Raw genomic sequence first — 19,090 nt, 5'->3', positions numbered from 1 at the left:
TATGCCCTTTCGCTTGGAAGTAGTTGCGAACCTGCTGAATCCGAAGGAATCAGTCGGCGGAGTAAAAACGGCATTCATCGCCCACAGACTTCCCAAGGCGTTTCCCCAGTTCAGCCGAAAACCGGAGCGCTGCGTCAAGCGGGCGATGATGGATGGCGGCCGAGACGATCTGGCCGGCTTCGTCCTTGGTGAGGATAGTGACTCCGTCGATCTTGAGACCGCTAAACGCGGTGGCCTGCCATTCAAGGTAAGCGCGCGGCCCATTGACGGTTTGATGGGTGAAGTCCAAGGATTCGTAAATAGAGCTGGCTGCGCTCATTACCGCTTTCACATTCTCCCGGCCGGTGATGGGCGATCGGATGACGGAAGCCTCAAGGACAACGTCCCGGTGGAAGGCCTCGCCAAAGTCGTCCGCGGACTTGCTGGCGAAAGCGTTTATCCAGCCTTGGGCATCTGCTGCGCCAGAGGTGGGGGCCGACGCTTCAGAAACTTCTTTGAGGAATCGACCGATGAGTCCAGCCACGTTCCGAGGCTGCTGGACGTGAGGCCAGTGGCCCGCCCCGCTGAGTACTTCCTCCTTGACGTGCCGGAATCGCGGCGCGACAGCTGAAGAAACCAGCTCGGCGGTCGCGAACGGGTCTGCTTCACCGCGGATTATTAACACTGGTGAGCTAAATTCGCTGTCCGCAGGGGCGTTCGGAATCCCTTCGTTCCAACAGTCCACGAGGTGGGTCACGACTTCCGGACGGATGCGGCCCCCTATATAGGTGAGCTTGTCCAACCCGAACTCGTTCAACCCGCCGCCAAGGTACTCCCGGACCCCCCGTTGGGCTTCTGCATCCCCGCCCAAATGCCGGAAAGGGCCAACAGCTTCTTCAGGAAGGTGGGTCCCGGCCAAAGGCACGGGGGTAACAAATACAGCACCAACCACCTTGTCTGGATGGCGGACAGCAACAAGTTCAGCCACCAACGTTCCCATGCTTTGCGCGACGATCACGACGGGCCTGTCCAGACCCGCCACGACGCGAGCGACGTCGTCGGCGTATCGCTCCAGGCTGTACGGGCCTTCGTCCCCGCTCCGGTCCCCCATCCCTGCCAGGTCCAGCCTGAGAAACTGGGCGTTCGCGGTGGCGAGTTCGGAGACGACGTCGTCCCAGACACTCTGATCATCCAGGAATCCGTGGATGAAAAGTACGGCCACGTCGCCGCTGCCAGTGGTTGTCAACGAAGGGTCCTGCTTCTGCAACTGCTCCATTACAGTGCTCATCTACTGCTCCTTGGTGAGGGTCGAGCCGGATGGGGACCAGGCTGCTGTATTGATGGGTGACCAGTCGCTCGGCTGACCGTCCAGCCGTGCCATGCGTTGCTTGTGCTTGGACTTGAGGAGTTCATCCTCAAGCGGCGTGGTAAACACGTTTTCAACCAGGGTGTACTCAGCCGCCAACCGCCCGACGGCGGTAACTGCTGCCGTATCAATCCGGCCTCGTTCCAGGTAAAGCTCGTCTTTGACGTGGAAACGGACAACTTCGCCCCAGACCACGTGATCGTTCATCTCGCCCACAGGGATGATGCGGTTAACGATGCATTCCATTGCGATGGGAGCGTCTTTGATCCTGGGCGCAGACACGGCTTGTGAAGCCTCTTTTTCCAGCCCCACTGCCTCAAACTCGTCGATGCCCGAGGGAAATTCGAAGGCGGAGGAGTGCAGGGCGTCTGCCTGTGGAAGGGTCGCCACGTTCACCACAAAGTTTCCCGTTTCGCGAATGTTGACGAAGGTGTCCTTGAGGGTCTTCCCGTCTGAGCGCGGCTGCAGCGAGATCGACACCATGGGCGGCTTTCGCCCCACCGCCGTGAAGAAGGAAATGGGCGCAAGATTGGCCACTCCGTCGGGTGAGACGGTGCTCACCCAGGCGATGGCCCTGGGAATGATGCTTCCGATGAGGAGTTTGTAGGAGTCGACGGCGTCGAGATCCGCACTATTGATGATCATGGAGAGCCTTTATCTTTCCTTGTCAGTGTGGGGGCGTTCCTTAGAAGAAACGCGACCTGAGGCTGCATCGGCGCGGCCTGCGGTGGTGGGAAGTTTTGGAGTCTAGTGAAAGTCAGCTGAAGTAAGCGTATCCGCTTTACCTATTTCAGACAAGAGTGTTGATTGAGAATTCGAAAACGCCTTGGGTGCCGCAACCGCGCGGGGGGGGCGGGGCGGCGGCTATCGCTCCAGAACGACAGCAAGGCCTTGCCCGACGCCGATGCAAATGGCAGCGACTCCAACACCGCCTCCACGGCGCTTCAGCTCGCGCGCCAGGTGTATGAGAATGCGGGAGCCGGACGCCCCCAGCGGGTGGCCCAGCGCCAAGGCTCCACCATGGATATTCACTTTCTCCGGGTCCAGGTCAGGCCAAAGCCGCAGGCACGCAAGGCTTTGGGCGGCAAACGCTTCGTTGAGCTCGACGACGTCGACGTCTGCCCAGGTCTTGCCTGCCCGGGCAAGCGCCTGATTCGCAGCCTCCACAGGGGCAATGCCGAAAACGTTCGGATCGTTGCCGGCCACCCCGCGTGAAACGATGCGAGCCAGAGGTTCCGTTTCCAAGGCATCTTCACGGCCGATGAGCATGGCCGCCGCCCCATCATTGAGCGGAGAGGAATTACCCGCCGTTACCGAGCCACCGTCGCGGAACGCCGGCTCCAGGCCAGCCAGGGCCACCTCGGAAGTGCTGGGTCGCATGCCCTCGTCGGTGAGGAGCGCCGAATCCGGATGGGGCACGACCTCGTCGTCGTAGATGCCCTCGGACCAGGCCTTGGCAGCCAAGCTGTGGCTTCTCACGGCAAACTGGTCTTGCTCAGTCCTTGATATGCCAAACTTGTCGGCCAGGATTTCAGCCGTCTCGCCATTGGAGATAGTCCAGGCCTCGTTCATCCGAGGGTTGACCATACGCCAGCCCAGCGTCGAACTGTGCAGGGTTTCAGGGCCGGCCGGATACGCCCGCTCCGGTTTTGCGAGGATCCACGGCGCCCTGCTCATCGACTCGACGCCCCCGGCAACAATCAGGTCGGCATCCCCGATTTCCACAGCACGGCTTGCCTGGATCGCAGCCTCAAGTCCGGAGCCGCACAGTCGATTGACCGTGACGCCAGGTACCGACGTCGGAAGCCCGGCGAGCAGCGCAGCCATGCGCGCCACATTGCGGTTATCCTCCCCAGCACCATTGGCGTTGCCCAAGATCACCTCGTCGATCCTGTCCGCCTCCAGCCCGGGCTGCCTGTCCACCACTTGGCGGACCACATGGGAGGCCAAATCGTCAGGACGAACGCCGGCCAACGACTTACCGAATTTTCCGAAGGGGGTACGGATCCCGTCGTAGATGAAGCTGCTTGCCATGCTTCTGCCTTTCGTCGTGCCTTGGTGAAGAAAATCTGGAATGGGCGGCCGGCTCGCGGCCGTGAAAGGAGCATACGCCAAAAAATCATTGCAGGACATAGCCTAAAGCTGTACGCTTATTTCACGTCTTTACCCCCTTCACCCACACGTCACAAATTCCCCGCGGCGCGCGGCGTTGCTCCCGCGGCTTCACCCTGCCCGTCCAGGGGCGCTGGAAAGAAAAGAGAGATTCATGGCAGAACGACTGGATGTTGAATTCACGGCCGACGGCGGAATCAAGCTCCGCGCTTGGCTCTACATCCCGGATGGGCCAGGACCTCATCCCGCCATCACCATGGCACACGGCTATGCGGGAACCCGAGCTCATCGCCTCGACGCCTACGCCTCCCGCTTTGCTGCCAACGGATTCGTGGTCCTGGTCCACGACCACCGCAATTTCGGCGCGAGCGAGGGCGAACTCCGCCATGACATCAACCCCTGGCAGCAGATCAAGGACTGGCGCCGCGCCGTGACCTACCTCGAAGGCAGGCCTGAAGTGGACGCCTCGCGCATCGGCCTGTGGGGGTCCAGCTACTCCGGCGGGCACGCCCTGGTTTTGGGGGCTACGGAGGGGCGGCTCAAAGCAGTGGTGTCCCAGGTACCCGCCATTAACGGCCATGTGGCTGGTTCCCGCCGCGCAGTAGGTGACGCCAGGATTGCGCTGGAACAGTCCTTCATCGACGACGAACGGGACCAAGCCGCCGGCAAGGCACCCAGGATGATCGCGGTAGTTAGCAGCGACCCAAACCAGCCTGCCGCGTACCGGGTTCCCTCCGCACTGCGCTTCTACACGCAACCCGGTCCGGAAGAATACGGCTGGGACAACACCGTCACCTTGCAATCCACCCGGGCAGCGCGCCTTTACGAACCAGGAGTCTGGGCCTCAAGGGTGTCCCCGAAGCCGCTGCTCTTCATCGTGGCCGCTGACGATGAACTGACCGGCACGGACCTGGCCCTCGAGGCCTACGAACAGGCCCAGGAGCCCAAATCACTCGTGATGCTTCCGGGCGGCCACTTCGAGCCGTACGTAGAAAACTTCGAAGAATCAAGTTCCGCCGCCCTCGACTGGTTCTTGCTGCACCTCTAACCACCACAAACTTCAGGGAAAGTGACGCATACTATGGCACCCACAACCGAGCTGGTTTACGACGTCTTTGTCTCCGGCACCCTGCCTCAAACAGGACGAGGGACGCTTCCCAACGGTGACCCCCGCATCTGGTCCCCGCTATCCTCCACGCTGATCTCCGGACAGGAGAACGCGGTGCTGGTTGACCCGCCCATGACGGTGGACCAGACAACGAGGGTCGGGGACTGGATTGAGGCCTCAGGGAAGACACTTAGCCACATCTACATCACCCACGGCCACGGCGACCACTGGTTCGGCGCAGGTCCCCTGGTCGAGCGGTTTCCGGGGGTTACAGTACTGGCAACCCCGGGCACGCTCCAGGAAATGGCCATGCATGGCTCTCCGGAGTTCCGTTCCTCCTTCTGGGACTCGATCTTCCCGGACCAGATTCCGCCCACCACAACAGTGACCCAGCCGGTGGACAATGGGTCGTTTGAACTTGAGGGTCATGAACTGCAGATCATTGAAGCGGGCCATACCGACAGTGACAACACCACGATGCTCTTCGTTCCCTCCATCGGACTCCTGGTAGCCGGGGACGCCGTCTATAACGGGGTCCACCCCTACCTGACGGAGTCCCAGGATGGAGGTCTCGAAGCCTGGCTGCGGGCGATTGATATCGCGGAGAGCCTTGAGCCGAAGTTCGTTGTGGCCGGGCACAAGAATCCCGCATTGCCCGATCTGCCGGGACAGATCCAGGAGACCCGCAGGTACCTTTTGGACGCATCAAAGCTCCTGGCCGAGCAACCAACGCCGGAGGAGTTCTTCTCCGCAATGCTTGCGCTTCATCCTGATCGGATAAACCCGGGTGCATTGTGGGGTGCGGCGATGAAACTGCTCAGTTGACCGGCGGTCAGGCGCCCACGGTAGGGCGCGGTGCGACAGCGTCGGAAGCGCGGTTGCCCGATCTCGTCACTGAACCACCGCCAAAGCCTCCGTCGCACCCCTTCAACCTGTTTGCCATTCCCCTGGGCATCACTGGGCTGGGAGGCGCCTGGCAGGCGGCACGCCTGACACTTCATGCTCCCGCATGGCCAGCGGAGGTCTTTTACGGGATAAGTGCCGGCATCTGGTCCATCCTGCTTATCCGGTACCTGGCAAAAAGTTTCCGATACGGGTCCAAGGGACACTTCGACAAAGAACTGAGGCACCCCGGGAACGGCCCTTCGGCGTCGTTCATTCCCTTGGTGGGCATCCTCCTGAGCAGTCACTACATCGAATACAACAAGACGTTTTGGTCCCTGCTGTGCCTGTGCTTCATCATCGCTCTCACGCTGCTCGGAGCAAGACTTCTGGCCCACTGGGTGACCGGAGGAGTGACTCTGGAATGGGTCCACCCGGGTTACCTGCTTCCCGTTGCCGCAGGTCCCTTCATCGCCAGTATCGGTTTCTCCACCATGGGTTGGCCCCAAGCGGCGATCGCTGCGTGGGGAACCGGCGCTTTTTTCTGGCTGGTGATGGGAACGGTGGTGACGGTGCGCTTCATGGCGGGGATTGAGATGCCGGACGAGTTGAAGCCCGTCTTGGCCGCGTATGTGGCCGCCCCCGCAACGGCCTGCGTTGCCTGGATAGTCATCCGCCCGGAGGGTGCCGGAATCATCCAGACAGGACTCACGGGAATCCTCCTCATGATGATTCTGATGCAGGTGGCCCTGATTCCCCAGTACGCCAGCCTGCCGTTTTCGCTGACGTTCTGGATCTTCACCTTCCCGGTGTCAACATCGGCGAACTACGGCATCCGGTGGCTCAGGAACGTCGACGTCGCGGGCTCGGAACTCATCTCCTGGGCCCTCTTGGGCCTTGCCACTGTTTTTGTCCTTGGTACCGGAATACGGACGCTCATTCACGGTTCGCCAGCTAAGAAGCAGCGCTGACGCTTCCGCAGAGGCGTGACCACAGCAAGTCCGCGCGGAGGCGCCCAACTGGATGTTCGACCTCGGGCGCTTGAGTTGTGGGAAACGGTTGCGGCGTGCACGGGTGACAAGGAAGGACCTTCGGGTGGAGCGGGACTTGTAGAGAGTCCAGCTCCACTCGGAGGTCTTTTCCGCGTTCAGGACACTCCCCAGTGGGGCATGACCGCGGCGCGGGATCATCGAGCCCTGAGCAGCTCGGCGCGGGATGCCAATTGCTTCTCCAGTCGGCGCCTGCCGGAGGCGCTGCCAGCGAACTGCGCCGGAAGGTGCGACAGCACCCGTTCGGAAGTCAGCGAACCTTGCCACCGGCTGACTCGGCAAACAGCGGAGCCACCTTGCTCCGGAGCAGGAGCAAGGTGGCTCGGATTGGGACTATTTATCGCTGACGTCCTGTGTGACCCTTATGCGTCCGAACGTGAACGGCGCATGGTCATCGCCCTGACTGCCCCCACGGCTGCAGCTCCGGCCAGGAGTGGAATGGCCAGGGCGAAGAAGATCTGGTCCACGCCCCATCCCGCACCCAGCATCACGCCACCCAGCACACCGCTGACGATGGAGCCGGCCTTGCCGAAGCTGTGCATCCATGACACGCCGGTTGCGCGGGCTTCAGTGGGGAAAACGGATGTGCTCAGTGCGTTCATACCGCTGTTGGCACCCACCAGCACAACGCCGATGGTGAAGCCCAGAACCAGCAGCAGGGGCAAGGTCAGATTGACTGATGCCAGGATCCAGGCCGCTCCGGCGGCCAGCGTGAAGGCCGCACCGAGGGATACATATTTGCCCAGCTTCTCCATGGCAAACCCGATAGCCAAGGCTCCGATCACACCGCCGATGCCGAACATCGAAACCACATTGCCTGTGCCCGCGGCGTCGATATGAAGTTGCTTGACGATCAGCGGCAGGTAGTTCAGGAACATATAAACCACTGCGGCGCAGATGAAGTAGCAAAGCCAGATGAGCAGCGATACCACCACAAGTTTCTTGGACAGTACGGCCCTGACACCTCCAACCGGCTTGGCAGCGCCAGCCTGCGGTGCGCCCGTCAGATCCACAGTGTTCATGTCGAAGCCGGGGATGATGGCACTCAGTACCTTCGTCACTTTTTCAGTCCGGCCTCCCCTTCGAATCATGAACACCGTTGATTCCGGAAGGCCCCACAACAGCGCGGGCAGGAGAATCAATGCCAGGACTGTTCCGGTTCCGAGCAGCCACTGCCAGCCCAAGGTGGGGAGAATGGTGGATGCCAGGAAGCCGGTGATGACTGTCCCCAACGGGAAACCCGTGAACGTGATGGCCACAATGGCGGCCTTACGCTTTTCAGGCGCAAACTCGGCAACGAGTGTGATGACCAGGGGCATCACAGCTCCGAGGAACAGGCATGCCACCACCCGGAAGATTCCCAACGTAAGGTCGTTTTGTGCCAGCGCGCCGCCTAAGGTGGCCAGCCCGAATCCTGCCGTGCCTACGATAATCGGGAGCCTTCGGCCGATCTGGTCCGACAGCGGGCCGGCAACCATCGAACCGACGGTGAGGCCCACAACTCCCAGCGTCACCATGGTGGTAACTGTTGCCAGCGAGGTACCCCACTGCGTGACTATTTGTGGGTAGATGAATCCCCACAGGCCGATTTCAACTCCTTCAAGGGTCATGGTCAGGAACCCGAGAAGGATGATCACGCGGCGCCTGTTGCCAAGCGGCGCCTGATTGAGTATTTCCTGAACGGTCAAGCGGGAGGATGCCGGGGTCCGGAGGTCGGTCGTCTTTGACGCCTCGTTGGCAATTGCCATGTTGTTTGCCTTTCTAATGCACGCCGTCGTTGGCGTGCGTGAGCTGATGCGAAGCTCGTAGTGCTCGTGGATCAGGGCACGCAGTCTTCCGTGAGCGATTGCCGTCTAGGTTGTTCCCTTGCGCCTTGCTCATGGCAACCGAATCCTCAAGTGTGATCGGGGACACAGGGTGAACTCTGCGATTGAAAGAAGCTTAAGCTACACAGCTCTTTCAAGCAATGGTTTTTCGGTATTCAATCCGCTGGCCTTGCCGTCCGCGAGATGGCCTCGACCCGAAGCGCCTTCAACCAGCCGCTGATCACGCTCCAGGACTCCTCCCAGCCGCCGTCGAGCATCATGTCATGTCCGATCCCGGCGAGTTCCCGCACATCGGCGCCATAGCGTCGTGCGGTTGCGCGCGCCGACCGCGCTGGCACCATTCGGTCGTGCCTGCTGTGGACGGACAGAAGCGGATATTCGGACTTCACCTTCGCCGGAAGGTGGAAAAGCAGCTGGTACTGGACCCAGGGTGACTCCCCGCAAAGGGATCGGGAGATCTCCGCCGCCTCCTCAGCGCCCATCCGCTCGAACAACATGTCCGGCGGCAGCCGAAGGCTTCGACCCGCGAGAAACCGCATCGCTTGCCAGGGATGGCTTCTCAGCACCGAAAACACCGTTCCGAAGGCCGGACCGGAGGTGATAGAGCCAACAAGCACGCCCGCGCTCACCGTCGTCGGCTGCAGCGCCAACACCCGCTGCACCACCAGTCCACCGAGTGAGTGTCCAACCAAGACGATCTCATCGGCATCGACAGCCTCGACGGCGCGAAGGACGTCTTCAACATAATCCTTCAGCCGGGCGGAACGCAGGCGTCCTCCGCTGCCGCCATGGCCCCTGAGCGAGATCGCGTACGCCGCATAGCCATCCTCGGAGGCTGCGTGCATCCAGTTGCGCCAGCACGTTGCGTCATGACCGAGGCCATGCACAAAGAGAAGAGCAGAACGGGGTCGGATCGCCCCCGGAGGGCCTGACGCGAGAATCTCGAGTTGAACATTGCCGCCGGCGTTAAACATCATCGTTTCCATAGCGGATGAAGCTATCAGAATGTGACAGAAGTAACAACGGTTTGCCTATTGCGACGGTGTTCTGCCGCAAGCCGTGACATGATCAGCACCGCTCCATGAGCGACGTCCGCAATATCGCACCTCTCTGGTCCTTCCCTGCCGGAAACAAAAATGCTCGACCGGAACATACCGGCCGAGCATTTTTGTCTGAACTGTTATTGATTCCCCAGCCGCCAGCGATGTTGCCAGACCCTGCTTGGAAATCGGCTTGCTCAGTAGTAGGGAACGGGACGGTTCTCCTTGCGCCAGAGCTGTTCGAACTCGGACCATCCAGGTGGCGGAACGAGGCCTTGAACGCGCCAAAGGTCCTCAGGGGTTTCGTCGACGTGGATCTCCCAGTCGTAGCCGCGCTCTTTCACGAAGGGCACAAGGACCTCCTCCACTTTGTCGTGGAAGTCTGCCCGGAGCTGTTCCGAGGTCAAGCTTCCGAGGGCGATTCCGTTCACCACCGTCTTCTTGTTCGTGTGGTGCTCGATGTAGTCAACTGTTTTACGGGCTATGTGGTCAAGGCGGATGCGTATGAAATTGTTCGCCGCTTCGCCTCCAACGTAGATGCTGTTGCGGGGCATCTCATGAAAGACGACGACGACGTAAAACTTCGGCAGATCGACCAAGTCGTAGTAGATCGACGTTATTCCTCGAGTCAACGCCTCCTTGTCCTCATCGGTAAAAGCGTCCTTGGGTGTGTAAATTTCCCAGAATGGCATTCCAGGCTCCTCCTTCTCCTTTGTAGGTGTTGCATGGGTGACCGTAGACCCCGTCGCAGGATTAGCAGCGCTGCAATCGTGATCTTCATCACCATATAGCCGCTCGTGACTGCCGGATTGGGACCAGCGCGTCAAGGTGATGTACAACTGCGCCTGGTTGAACAGTGCGTGATTCAGGCGCACTCCGGCAAGGTCCAGTTGCGTGGCTTAAGGCGGTGGCTGCGTGATCTACTAATGCCTATCCAGCGCCACCGCTGTTGGAACAGCAGCCATTGAGGGGAACTCTTCGCCACCACGCAGGTGCTCCAAGAACCATGAACTTGCGGCTTCGCTGGATTGCTCGAAGTGGTCCGTATAGGTGTCGAAGTGGCCGCCTTCATGCACGAGAACCTGCTTCGGATGACGGGCGGACTCGAATGCTGCCAACTGGACTTCCGGGAAGGTGCAGGTATCAGCCCGGCCTACGATCATCAGCAGGGGCTTCGGTGCCAGGTGAGGAATCCATCCGGCTGGTTCGAACTCCAGCAAGTGGGCTACCGATCGTAGCGTCACCTCGTTGCTCCATGACGGCGAATCCTGGAGAGCGAAGTTGATGAAGTCCTGCTCAACGCTCGGAGGAAGGGCACAGAGCGTGTTGGGGTCCGACGAGAAGACCGGAATCATTTCAGGCGCTTCTCCGGCGATACGGCCGCGGCGATCGGCCTCGAGGCGCCGTTCGAGTTCGGCTCTCTGCTCAACGCTGAACATCTGCCGACTATTCAAGTGCCCGCTTACCTGTGGAATCTGGGCAACGACACATCGGACCCTGGGGTCGTTGGCGCCGATCACCATGGCCAGCCCTCCTGCAAAGCTGGATCCCCAGAGGCCAACTCCGGCAGCGCCGTCAACCTCGGGAAGTTCTGTAGCTTGTGTGATCACGTCTCGCCAGTCCGCCATCTGCACATAGGGGTCAACCTCATGGCGGAGCTTGCCCCCTGAAGTGCCAAAGCCTCGGTGGTCGTAGACGATCACGGTGAAACCGGATACCGCGAAGGCCGCTGCATAGTGGTCGATGTGCTCCTTTATTCCACCGAATCCATGGGCCATGACGATGCAGGGTGCGGCCACGTTCGGTTCTGCGTGTAGGTAGCCACGAAGAACGGTTCCGTCCTCTGTCTTGATTTCAATATCTCTTCTTACGAGTGCTTCACTATTTTTCACAAGTGTTTCCTGATCTAACTCGTCGGCAGTTGGTGGTGAGTTGCAGTCCTGTTGGCCTGCTCAGTAGTACGGGACGGGACGGTTCTCCTTGCGCCAGAGCCTCTCAAAGTCCGATTCTCCTGGTGGGGGGACGAGGCCTTGCACACGCCAAAGATCCTCAGGAGTTTCGTCGACGTGAATCTCCCAGTCGTAGCCGCGCTCTTTCACGAAGGGTGCCAGCATCTCCTCGGCCAGATTGTGGAAGTACGCCCTAATCTGTTCGGTGGTGAAGCTTCCTGCGGGCATCCCGTTCACGACCATGTCCTCGTTCATGTCGCGGGCGATATGGTCAACGCGGATGCGTATGAAATTGTTTGCGGCTTCGCCTCCGACGTAGATGCTGTTGCGGGACATGTTGTGGAACACGACGACAACGTAGAACTTCGGCAGGTTCACTAATTCATAGATCGACGTGATTTTCTCTGTCAGCGCCTCCTTGTCCTCATCGGCAAAAGCGCCCTCGGGCGTATAAATCTCCCAGAATGGCATCCAGGCTCCTCCTTCTCCTTTGTAGGTGTTGCATGGTGACCACGGCCCCCTTTGCAGGATTAGCAGCCCCGCAATCGTGATCTTCATCACCGTAGAGCCGCTCGTGACCGCCGGATTGGGACCAGCGCGTCAAGGTGATGTACAACTGCGCCTCGTTGAATTGAACTGCCCCTGCTCCCGTGGCTGACCCTGGCGCACATATGCGACTGAGGGACGCGATTTTCCTATAGCGACCTCGTTGTTCATCCGTAGCGTGGCAACTGTGGCGCCTCGTTCGGAGCCGCCAACCACACTGGAGGTCATAATGAGCAGCAACACCCGTTCCTCGAAGCTAAGCCCGCCGGTCCGTGCGACGGTCTACGCCGGCCGTTGGCCCGAGATCCCGGCCCGCGAGTTTCCCGGCATCCCAACTGGTACTTTCTCTCCCACCACGGCGACTCTTATCAGCGGCCCTACGGAGGCAATCCTCGTTGACGCGCTATTCCTCAAAGAGGACGTCAAGGATCTCGGGGACCTGATCGAGCGCTCGGGCAAGAAACTCACCACGATCTACCTGACCCATGCACATGCCGACCACTATCTGGGCTTTGGACCGCTCCTGGAGCGCTTCCCCGAAGCAAGAGCCGTGGCGCTTCCCCACGTAGTGGAGGCCATCAAAGACACAATGGAGCAGCAACGAGTGGAGTGGGATCTGTTGTTCGGTGACGCTTGCGTGACGGCCGGCCCCCTTCCCGATCCCTTGGAAGGCCACACCCTGCACGTCGATGGGTCGCTGGTGGAGATCATTGAGGTAAAGCAGGCCGACATCAATCCAACCACCGTGGTCCACGTGCCGGACATCGGCCTGGTTGTGGCAGGTGACGCGATTTACAACGAAATCCATCCAATGCTCGGACTCTCCACGCCCGCGGAGTGGGAGGACTGGCTGGAAACAGTGGATCTTGTGGAGGGCCTCAATCCCCGGATGATCGTCAGTGGCCACCGAAGGCCGGACGGTGATGACTATGCCGTCACTGACATGATCGCCACCACCCGGGCCTACATCAAGGATTTCGCTGCCGCTTATCAAGATGCCAAGGATGCCGAAGAACTCACCCGCGTCATGGTGGCCAAGTATCCGCATCACGGAAACCTGTGGACACTTCAGTTCTCTGCGCAGAGTGCGATAGCACGTCGCGATTCCGGCGAACTCCTCGTAAGCACTGGGACAGAGGTGAACTAGTTACCATTCTTCTTCAGACGTTCGGAAACGAGGCCGCATCCACTCTTCCCTAACATAGTCATTCAGCTTATGGTTATGTCGGAACCCGGAGTGGGGGCCTGAAGGGTGATGCTTCGGGTTCGCCACGGATTTTTGTCTGTGACTGTGGAAAGGGCCGTTTTGTTAGACCTGCGAAATACTCTCAGTACCAACTCGGAGTTCGATGCTCATTGGAGGATCGAAGCAAATGAGCGCATCGCAAGGATGGATCTAAAGCCGATTGGAGCAAGCGAACGTCCAGGGAAGTTCCTGAAGCGCGACCTTGGGGACATCCTGATCACCGACTGGGATTCTCCGCCGATCGAGGGAGTGCGCAGCGCGAAGGACGGACGCGGAGGCGATGAGGCATTGCTGCTCTTCACGGCCTCTGCCGGGAAACAAGTCATAGATACGGCATACGGAAGCGCGGTCCTACAGCCCGGGATCGTGCTTCTGTCCGACACCCGCGGGCCGGGCAAGTTTGTCATTCCGCATTTCGTACGGAAGAAGAGCGTCAGGATACCTTCCTCCGCCCTCATCCCCTTCCTTGCCAAAACAAGTATTCCGGACTCCTTGGTACTCCGGACAGCAGACAGCCCCCTGGCACAGATCCTCCAAGACCTACTGCACGGGATCGACCGTCAATACACCCGAATGTCGCAGTCGGAACTGGAAGGTGCCCGTAACGCGATGCTTTCGCTCATCGCCGGACTGGTCCTCGGTAATAAGGCCAACGTTGGCGGCAGCGACTTCCTGCCAATGCTTCGGCCGCGTCTTGAGCAATGGATTAGCGAGCATCTTCAATGCAGGACCCTCCGGGTAGAGGACATCGCCACAGCACATAATGTCTCTCCGCGAACGGTACAGCGAGCCTTTGCTTCAACAGGTGACAGCGTCCGGTCGGTTGTTCGCGCTCATCGACTCGCGGCGGTCAGGCGCGACTTGCTCACATCCGACCAACCGGTGGCCACAATTGCCCACCGCTGGGGTTTCTTCGACGCTAGTCACTTGAGCCGGATATTCAAGCACGAGTTTGCGATGACACCCGGAGAGTTTCGTGAGAGTTATCAGCAGACAACAGCGCCGGCATCAGCTCCTGCACCCCTTGGTCGCGGCGTTCCGGCGCCAGACTCGGGAGTCAACGAAGCGTCACGGTCAACCGGGTTGATATCCCAGCCCTTGGATGACGCTTGGGCGCCACTCTTCAATGCCCTTGCAGGGGCGAGTCCCACATAGGAGCAGTTTTCTGGCATGCGGACGTACAGACGACAGGGCAAGGAAACAGAAATTGACGAACTTCGACGCAACCCAGACCGCTGCCACATCAGGCCTCGCCCTGAGAGAAAAAGTGATGGGGAAAGAACATGTCCAAAAGTCTCTTGAGGAAGCAAGTGACTTCTCGCGGGCCATTCAGGAACTCGTTACAGATTTTGCTTGGGGAAGGATCTGGACCAGAACGGGTTTGGATCTGCGAACGCGCAGCATGCTGAATCTCGCCATGTTGACTGCCCTGAACCGAAACCAGGAACTCGCCGGGCACGTCCGCGGAGCACTCAACAACGGTGTCACCGAAAAGGAGATACAAGAAGTCTTGATTCAGGCAATGGTCTACTGCGGGGCTCCAGCCGCCTTGGAGTCATTCCGTGTTGCCGAACGGACCATCATCCAATACAACGCCGAGAACAACGGCTGAGAACCACTGGACGCGGGCCGTGCCAAAGCCATTCGTCTCCCATCTCTAACGTGATTCGACCCCGTGACCCCACCAGTCACTCGTGCGTTACCTATTCTCGTTGGACGGTTGTGAGACTGCCTCAGTTGTATCGAGCTTTGAAAAAGGAAGGGAATCGGCATGACTGTCATTGAAGACATTCCGCAGCGATTGCTGCCTGCCCCTGGTGCAGATGGCTACTGGGATCTCACTGAGGTTGATGCATCCAAAAGGGAGGCCACTTTTGAAGAGTTCTTATCGACCGCACTTGTAGACATGGCAGTGCGTATCGACGCAACCTGGACGGCAGCGTCGTTTCAGTCCTGGGCCCGCCGCCGCTGGATCCAGGATCTTGCCCTTGTTGAGGCTGGCTGTGATCCCTGCCAAGGCATGCGAGGAAAGCGCCGGGCCGCTCGGGCAGCGGACCCATACCTCGGTGTAACGGTCCTGCGCGAAGGGAGCGAAACGCTGGTTGTGGGCGACGCAACGTTCGACATGCGCCCAGGCGATGCTGTTGTGTGGCGCAGCGACCAGCCGATCCGGTTTCAGGTCCACTCACCACAAATCAAACAGACACTTATTATCCCGCTGATCGCACTGGAGGAAACGAGTGGCGGGAACTTCCTGTTCCGACCGCTACTCCTTGACCGCACAGCACCGGCCACTGAGTTGTTTACCGGGTACCTCGCGTTGCTGGCGCGGACGCTTGACCGGCTGAGCGCCTCCGAAATGCGCGCGGCACGCAGTGCGGCCTTGGAGCTGTTAATTCCGGCGGCCCGCCACCACGTCACTGCGGAAAACGGAGGAGCAACTGAGCCGCCAATTGCCCTGATGAAGGACTGGATCGAGCAGCGCCTTCGGTCGGGGGACATCACAGCCCTTTCGATCGCTGCCGCTCACGGGATGTCGGTTCGCGGAGTGTATAGGGTCTTTGAGGAGGCCGGCGAGACTGTCGGAGCGTTCGTGCGAGCACGACGGTTGGCTAGGGCGCGTCGGGATCTCGCCGCTGGAGCCGGTTCAATCGCGGATATCGCGGTACGTTGGGGCTTTTCCGATCCCAGCCACTTCGCTCGTGCCTTCCGCGCAGAGTACGGCTGCGCGCCCCGGGATTACCGGACCTCCGCCGCGACATTATCCTGACGTGCTGATTTTCGATTTAAGGTTCTGGCACAGATAGGCCAGAACCTGGCACGCAAATGCAGGAAGTCGACCTTCGCCGCCAGTGAAGATGTATTCACCAAGCCGTAACAAATCAAGGAGGAATTTCTGTGGCCCGTGAAGACATCGAGTTCACCGCACAAGGTGCGACAATGCGTGGCTGGTTCTACCCCGCCGACGACTCCAGCGGTGAGGCGCCGTGCGTGGTCCTGTCGCACGGATTCTCAGCAGTCAAAGAGATGTGGCTCGACCACTACGCCGAGGTGTTCCAGGCGGCCGGGTTGAGCTGCCTGGTCTACGACCACCCCGGATTCGGGGCCAGTGACCCGTTGCCGGGTACGCCACGTCAGGAGATCGACCCGTGGCAGCAGATCCGCTGCACCCAGCACGCGATCACCTACGCCCAATCCCGTCCCGATGTCAATGCCGACCACATCGGCCTCTGGGGAACCAGCTACAGCGCTTCGCACGCCTTCGTCGTCGCCGCGACCGATCACCGGGTCAAAGCCGTCGTCACCCAGGTCCCAGCCATCTCAGGCACCGCATCGTTCACCAGCCAGATCCGCATCGACCACTGGGCACCGACCGACGCCGCGTTCGCCGGCGAACGACTCGCCCGGATGAGCGGCGCCGCACCGACGATGATGCCCGTCGTCACTGAAGACCCCGCCGGGCACGCCGCGCTGGGACACCGCGACTCCTACGAATGGTTCACCACCCACGCCGACCGGGCCCCGTCCTGGCGCAACGAACTCACCGTGCAGTCCGTCGAGTTCGTGCGTGGCTACGACGTCGAGTCGTGGATCCCCGCGATCTCGCCCACCCCGCTGCTGATGATCGTTGCACCTCACGACCGGGTAACCGACGGCCAGATCGCTCTCGCGGCCTACGAAACAGCCTTGCAGCCCAAGAAGCTGGTCCCGATCCCAGGAGGCCACTTCGACTCCTACACCGGACCCAACTTCGACACCACTTCCCAAGCCGCCCGGGACTGGTTCCTCGAACACCTCCCCACCGGGCACTGAAAGGCCACGAATCATGTCCCAGACAACGACGTCACCCGGACCCACCGCCCTCGAGTTCGTCCACCTCGAACTCGTCCACCACAACCCGGTCGCCGCCTACGAGTTCCTCCGCGACAGCCTCGGTGCCGAGCGAGTTGAGAAAGAGATCGCCGACTACATCTCGAATACCTTCGGGGTCGTCGGCGAGCACGTCAAGGTCGGAAACATCGTGTTCCAGATCTTCACCCCCGGACCCAACCTTCCGACCTGGCACACCCAACTCCACGAACACGGACCAAGCGTCCACAACGTCACCTTCTTCGTCAACGACGTCGAGACCGTCAAACAACGGATGCTCGGCAAGGGTGCCACCGAGATCATCGACACTCACGTGCCCTTCGACGAGATCGGCCTCGGCGACGGACCCTCCCGCCTCCTCGTCATGGATGCACGAGAACAAACCGGCCTCCGATTCGAACTATGCCCTAACGTCCCCGGCTGGAACCCCTATCCAGGACGAACCGACACCACACCACCAACCAACACCGACCAACCCACCGCCCAGGCCCTCCTCCATCTCGAGATCGTTCATCCCGACCCGGAAGCGGTCTTTGAGTTCCTCAGCGATTGCCTTGGGGCGGAGCGGGTGGAAAAGGAGATCTCCGAGAATCTGGAGAAGGCATTCGGATTCGGACCTATCCTTCATGCCAAGGTCGGAAACATTGTTTTTCAGATCCTGAAACCTCCGCCAACTATCTTGGGCCAGCCCACCTCGTGGTACGAGGAGCTCGAGGAGCGCGGCCCTGGCGTTCATAACGTGACGTTCTATGTGGACGATGTGGAAGCGGTCAAACAGCGAATGGTCGGCATGGGAGCCACCGCACTCATCGATATGGACGTGCCGTTCCACGAATTCGGCATGGGAGAGGCGCCCACCCGCTTGTTGGTGATGGACGCCCGAGAGCAGACAGGCCTACGGTTCGAGATGGTCCAACCGATTGATGGTTGGACTCCCTATCCGGAGGCATCCGAGCGTCTGGGTATCAGCAATAAGTAGAAACGAGTTGCGACATTCAGCCACCCGACGGAACTGCGGTTCCGTCGGGTGGCTGAGAGATCCAGATGATAGCCAGCCTCGGTTCTTCCAAAAGGAGAAAAATGATCACGCAGCTACCTCAAAGCGAAGACGAGAGCTTGAAGTATGCCGTTCTCGTCGACCGTCGCCCCTCTCTTACCCGAGACCTCCCGTATGGGCCTGCCGATCTTCAGTGGGTAACGAATACGTCAACCCTGCTCTACGGCTCCCGTGACGCGATCTTGATCGATACCTTCACGACGGCGGCACAAAACGAGAGGCTGGTCGAGTGGGTCGCCTCTTTCGACCGCAACTTGGTTCGAATTTACTCCACCCATGGGCATGGGGATCACTTCTTCGGCATCGGACAGTTGCTCCGCCGGTATAGGGAAGCCACTGCAGTCGCAACCTCCGGAACGGTCCGGGAGGCTAGGAAGCATGCCTCGCCTGCAATGCTGACGGAATTCTGGGGCATGCTGTTCCCCGGTGAGATCCCGTCTCCGCTGCAACTGCCCACTGTTATCGATTCGCCGGTCCTGGAGCTTCATGGCCATGAACTCCAAATCATTCCAACGGGTTTCACAGACACCGAAGACACCACGGCCGTATGGGTACCTAGTCTGGGTTTGCTCGTCGGCGGTGACGTTGTTTATAACCACACGCACCCGTACCTCGCGGAGACTACTCCCTTATCGCGGGACAATTGGCGATCTGCACTTGAGCAACTGTCCAGACTCGGCGCCAGGGCTGTGGTGGCAGGGCATAAACACAGCGACTACCCGGATGACCCGGACGATATCGCAGAAACGTTGTCCTACCTTGAAGATTTTGACGTGTTGCGCGAAGCCACCACAACCTCCGCCGAGCTATATGCCGCCATCCTCGAAAAGCATCCAAACCGCGCTAATCCTGGCTCCGCGTGGGCGGCAGCAAAGGCGGCTCACGCCGCCTAGCTGTATTGACCATGGACGTTAGGGACACTCGGCGTGGTTAGGTGACAAAAAGAAGACCTCCGAGTGGAGTGGGGCTTGTCTAAGAGTCCGCTTCACAAGGAGGTCTTCAATGTCCCATGCTAACGCGATCTTGACTCCGAAGGGCCGCGATCTTGACTCCGAAGGGC

At 60.0% G+C, this 19,090-nt stretch carries 18 protein-coding genes; 10 read left to right on the top strand and 8 right to left on the bottom strand.

From position 1 onward, the window contains the following. Window positions 1-49: 49 nt before the first annotated feature. The 3 genes from AB4Y87_RS06620 to AB4Y87_RS06610 form a co-directional block, all read right to left on the bottom strand. Window positions 50-1,267 (bottom strand): alpha/beta fold hydrolase, encoded by a 1,218-nt coding sequence (locus tag AB4Y87_RS06620; RefSeq protein ID WP_442003628.1) that lies wholly within the window; start codon window positions 1,265-1,267, stop codon window positions 50-52. Next, window positions 1,268-1,990 carry a flavin reductase family protein gene (locus tag AB4Y87_RS06615; protein WP_442003627.1) on the bottom strand — a complete coding sequence of 241 codons (723 nt, stop codon included), beginning with the start codon at window positions 1,988-1,990 and terminating at the stop codon, window positions 1,268-1,270. Window positions 1,991-2,209: 219 nt separating this feature from the next. After that, window positions 2,210-3,379: a thiolase family protein gene (locus AB4Y87_RS06610; RefSeq protein WP_442003626.1), complete on the bottom strand. Its 1,170-nt coding sequence runs from the start codon at window positions 3,377-3,379 to the stop codon at window positions 2,210-2,212. A gap of 232 nt (window positions 3,380-3,611) precedes the next feature. Here AB4Y87_RS06610 and AB4Y87_RS06605 point away from each other — a divergent pair, with 232 nt between their 5' ends. The 3 genes from AB4Y87_RS06605 to AB4Y87_RS06595 are packed head-to-tail and all read left to right on the top strand — an operon-like array spanning window position 3,612 to window position 6,418. Next, window positions 3,612-4,505 (top strand): alpha/beta hydrolase, encoded by an 894-nt coding sequence (locus tag AB4Y87_RS06605; RefSeq protein ID WP_442003625.1) that lies wholly within the window; start codon window positions 3,612-3,614, stop codon window positions 4,503-4,505. Window positions 4,506-4,538: 33 nt separating this feature from the next. Next, window positions 4,539-5,390, top strand: a complete 852-nt coding sequence (locus tag AB4Y87_RS06600; protein WP_442003624.1) for an MBL fold metallo-hydrolase — start codon at window positions 4,539-4,541, stop codon at window positions 5,388-5,390. Beyond that, window positions 5,387-6,418, top strand: a complete 1,032-nt coding sequence (locus tag AB4Y87_RS06595; protein WP_442003623.1) for a TDT family transporter — start codon at window positions 5,387-5,389, stop codon at window positions 6,416-6,418. The genes AB4Y87_RS06600 and AB4Y87_RS06595 overlap by 4 nt, the downstream gene beginning before the upstream one ends. Before the next feature lie 440 nt (window positions 6,419-6,858). On the opposite strand, the gene AB4Y87_RS06590 is transcribed toward AB4Y87_RS06595, so the two are convergent. From AB4Y87_RS06590 to AB4Y87_RS06570, 5 genes are all read right to left on the bottom strand, one after another. Next, window positions 6,859-8,244, bottom strand: coding sequence for an MFS transporter (locus AB4Y87_RS06590; RefSeq protein WP_442003622.1), 1,386 nt, complete (start codon window positions 8,242-8,244; stop codon window positions 6,859-6,861). 233 nt (window positions 8,245-8,477) lie between these two features. Continuing rightward, window positions 8,478-9,308: an alpha/beta hydrolase gene (locus tag AB4Y87_RS06585; RefSeq protein ID WP_442003621.1), complete on the bottom strand. Its 831-nt coding sequence runs from the start codon at window positions 9,306-9,308 to the stop codon at window positions 8,478-8,480. 251 nt (window positions 9,309-9,559) lie between these two features. Continuing rightward, window positions 9,560-10,054 carry a tautomerase family protein gene (locus tag AB4Y87_RS06580; RefSeq protein ID WP_442003620.1) on the bottom strand — a complete coding sequence of 165 codons (495 nt, stop codon included), beginning with the start codon at window positions 10,052-10,054 and terminating at the stop codon, window positions 9,560-9,562. A gap of 231 nt (window positions 10,055-10,285) precedes the next feature. After that, window positions 10,286-11,254: an alpha/beta hydrolase gene (locus AB4Y87_RS06575; RefSeq protein WP_442003619.1), complete on the bottom strand. Its 969-nt coding sequence runs from the start codon at window positions 11,252-11,254 to the stop codon at window positions 10,286-10,288. 60 nt (window positions 11,255-11,314) lie between these two features. Beyond that, window positions 11,315-11,782: a tautomerase family protein gene (locus AB4Y87_RS06570; protein ID WP_442003618.1), complete on the bottom strand. Its 468-nt coding sequence runs from the start codon at window positions 11,780-11,782 to the stop codon at window positions 11,315-11,317. Window positions 11,783-12,086: 304 nt separating this feature from the next. Here AB4Y87_RS06570 and AB4Y87_RS06565 point away from each other — a divergent pair, with 304 nt between their 5' ends. The 7 genes from AB4Y87_RS06565 (at window position 12,087) to AB4Y87_RS06535 (ending at window position 18,923) form a co-directional block, all read left to right on the top strand. Then, the gene (locus tag AB4Y87_RS06565) at window positions 12,087-13,004 is read left to right on the top strand and encodes an MBL fold metallo-hydrolase (protein WP_442003617.1); all 918 of its coding nucleotides are present in this window, start codon (window positions 12,087-12,089) and stop codon (window positions 13,002-13,004) included. 243 nt (window positions 13,005-13,247) lie between these two features. Beyond that, window positions 13,248-14,258 carry a helix-turn-helix domain-containing protein gene (locus AB4Y87_RS06560; protein WP_442003616.1) on the top strand — a complete coding sequence of 337 codons (1,011 nt, stop codon included), beginning with the start codon at window positions 13,248-13,250 and terminating at the stop codon, window positions 14,256-14,258. A 52-nt stretch (window positions 14,259-14,310) separates the two neighbouring features. Next, window positions 14,311-14,715 carry a carboxymuconolactone decarboxylase family protein gene (locus AB4Y87_RS06555; RefSeq protein ID WP_442003615.1) on the top strand — a complete coding sequence of 135 codons (405 nt, stop codon included), beginning with the start codon at window positions 14,311-14,313 and terminating at the stop codon, window positions 14,713-14,715. Between the two features lie 159 nt (window positions 14,716-14,874). Continuing rightward, window positions 14,875-15,873, top strand: coding sequence for a helix-turn-helix domain-containing protein (locus AB4Y87_RS06550; RefSeq protein WP_442003614.1), 999 nt, complete (start codon window positions 14,875-14,877; stop codon window positions 15,871-15,873). 128 nt (window positions 15,874-16,001) lie between these two features. Beyond that, a complete protein-coding gene (locus AB4Y87_RS06545; protein ID WP_442003613.1) occupies window positions 16,002-16,916 on the top strand; it encodes an alpha/beta hydrolase in 915 nt (304 codons plus the stop codon). 13 nt (window positions 16,917-16,929) lie between these two features. Further along, complete coding sequence (locus tag AB4Y87_RS06540; protein WP_442003612.1) at window positions 16,930-17,952, top strand: VOC family protein; 1,023 nt, start codon at window positions 16,930-16,932, stop codon at window positions 17,950-17,952. A gap of 101 nt (window positions 17,953-18,053) precedes the next feature. Then, the gene (locus AB4Y87_RS06535; protein WP_442003611.1) at window positions 18,054-18,923 is read left to right on the top strand and encodes an MBL fold metallo-hydrolase; all 870 of its coding nucleotides are present in this window, start codon (window positions 18,054-18,056) and stop codon (window positions 18,921-18,923) included. The last annotated feature ends 167 nt before the right edge of the window (window positions 18,924-19,090 follow it).

Origin of the sequence: Paenarthrobacter sp. RAF54_2 (assembly GCF_052113945.1) — a bacterium.
Classification (GTDB): Bacteria; Actinomycetota; Actinomycetes; order Actinomycetales; family Micrococcaceae; genus Arthrobacter.
This window is presented reverse-complemented; position numbering and strand designations above follow the sequence as displayed.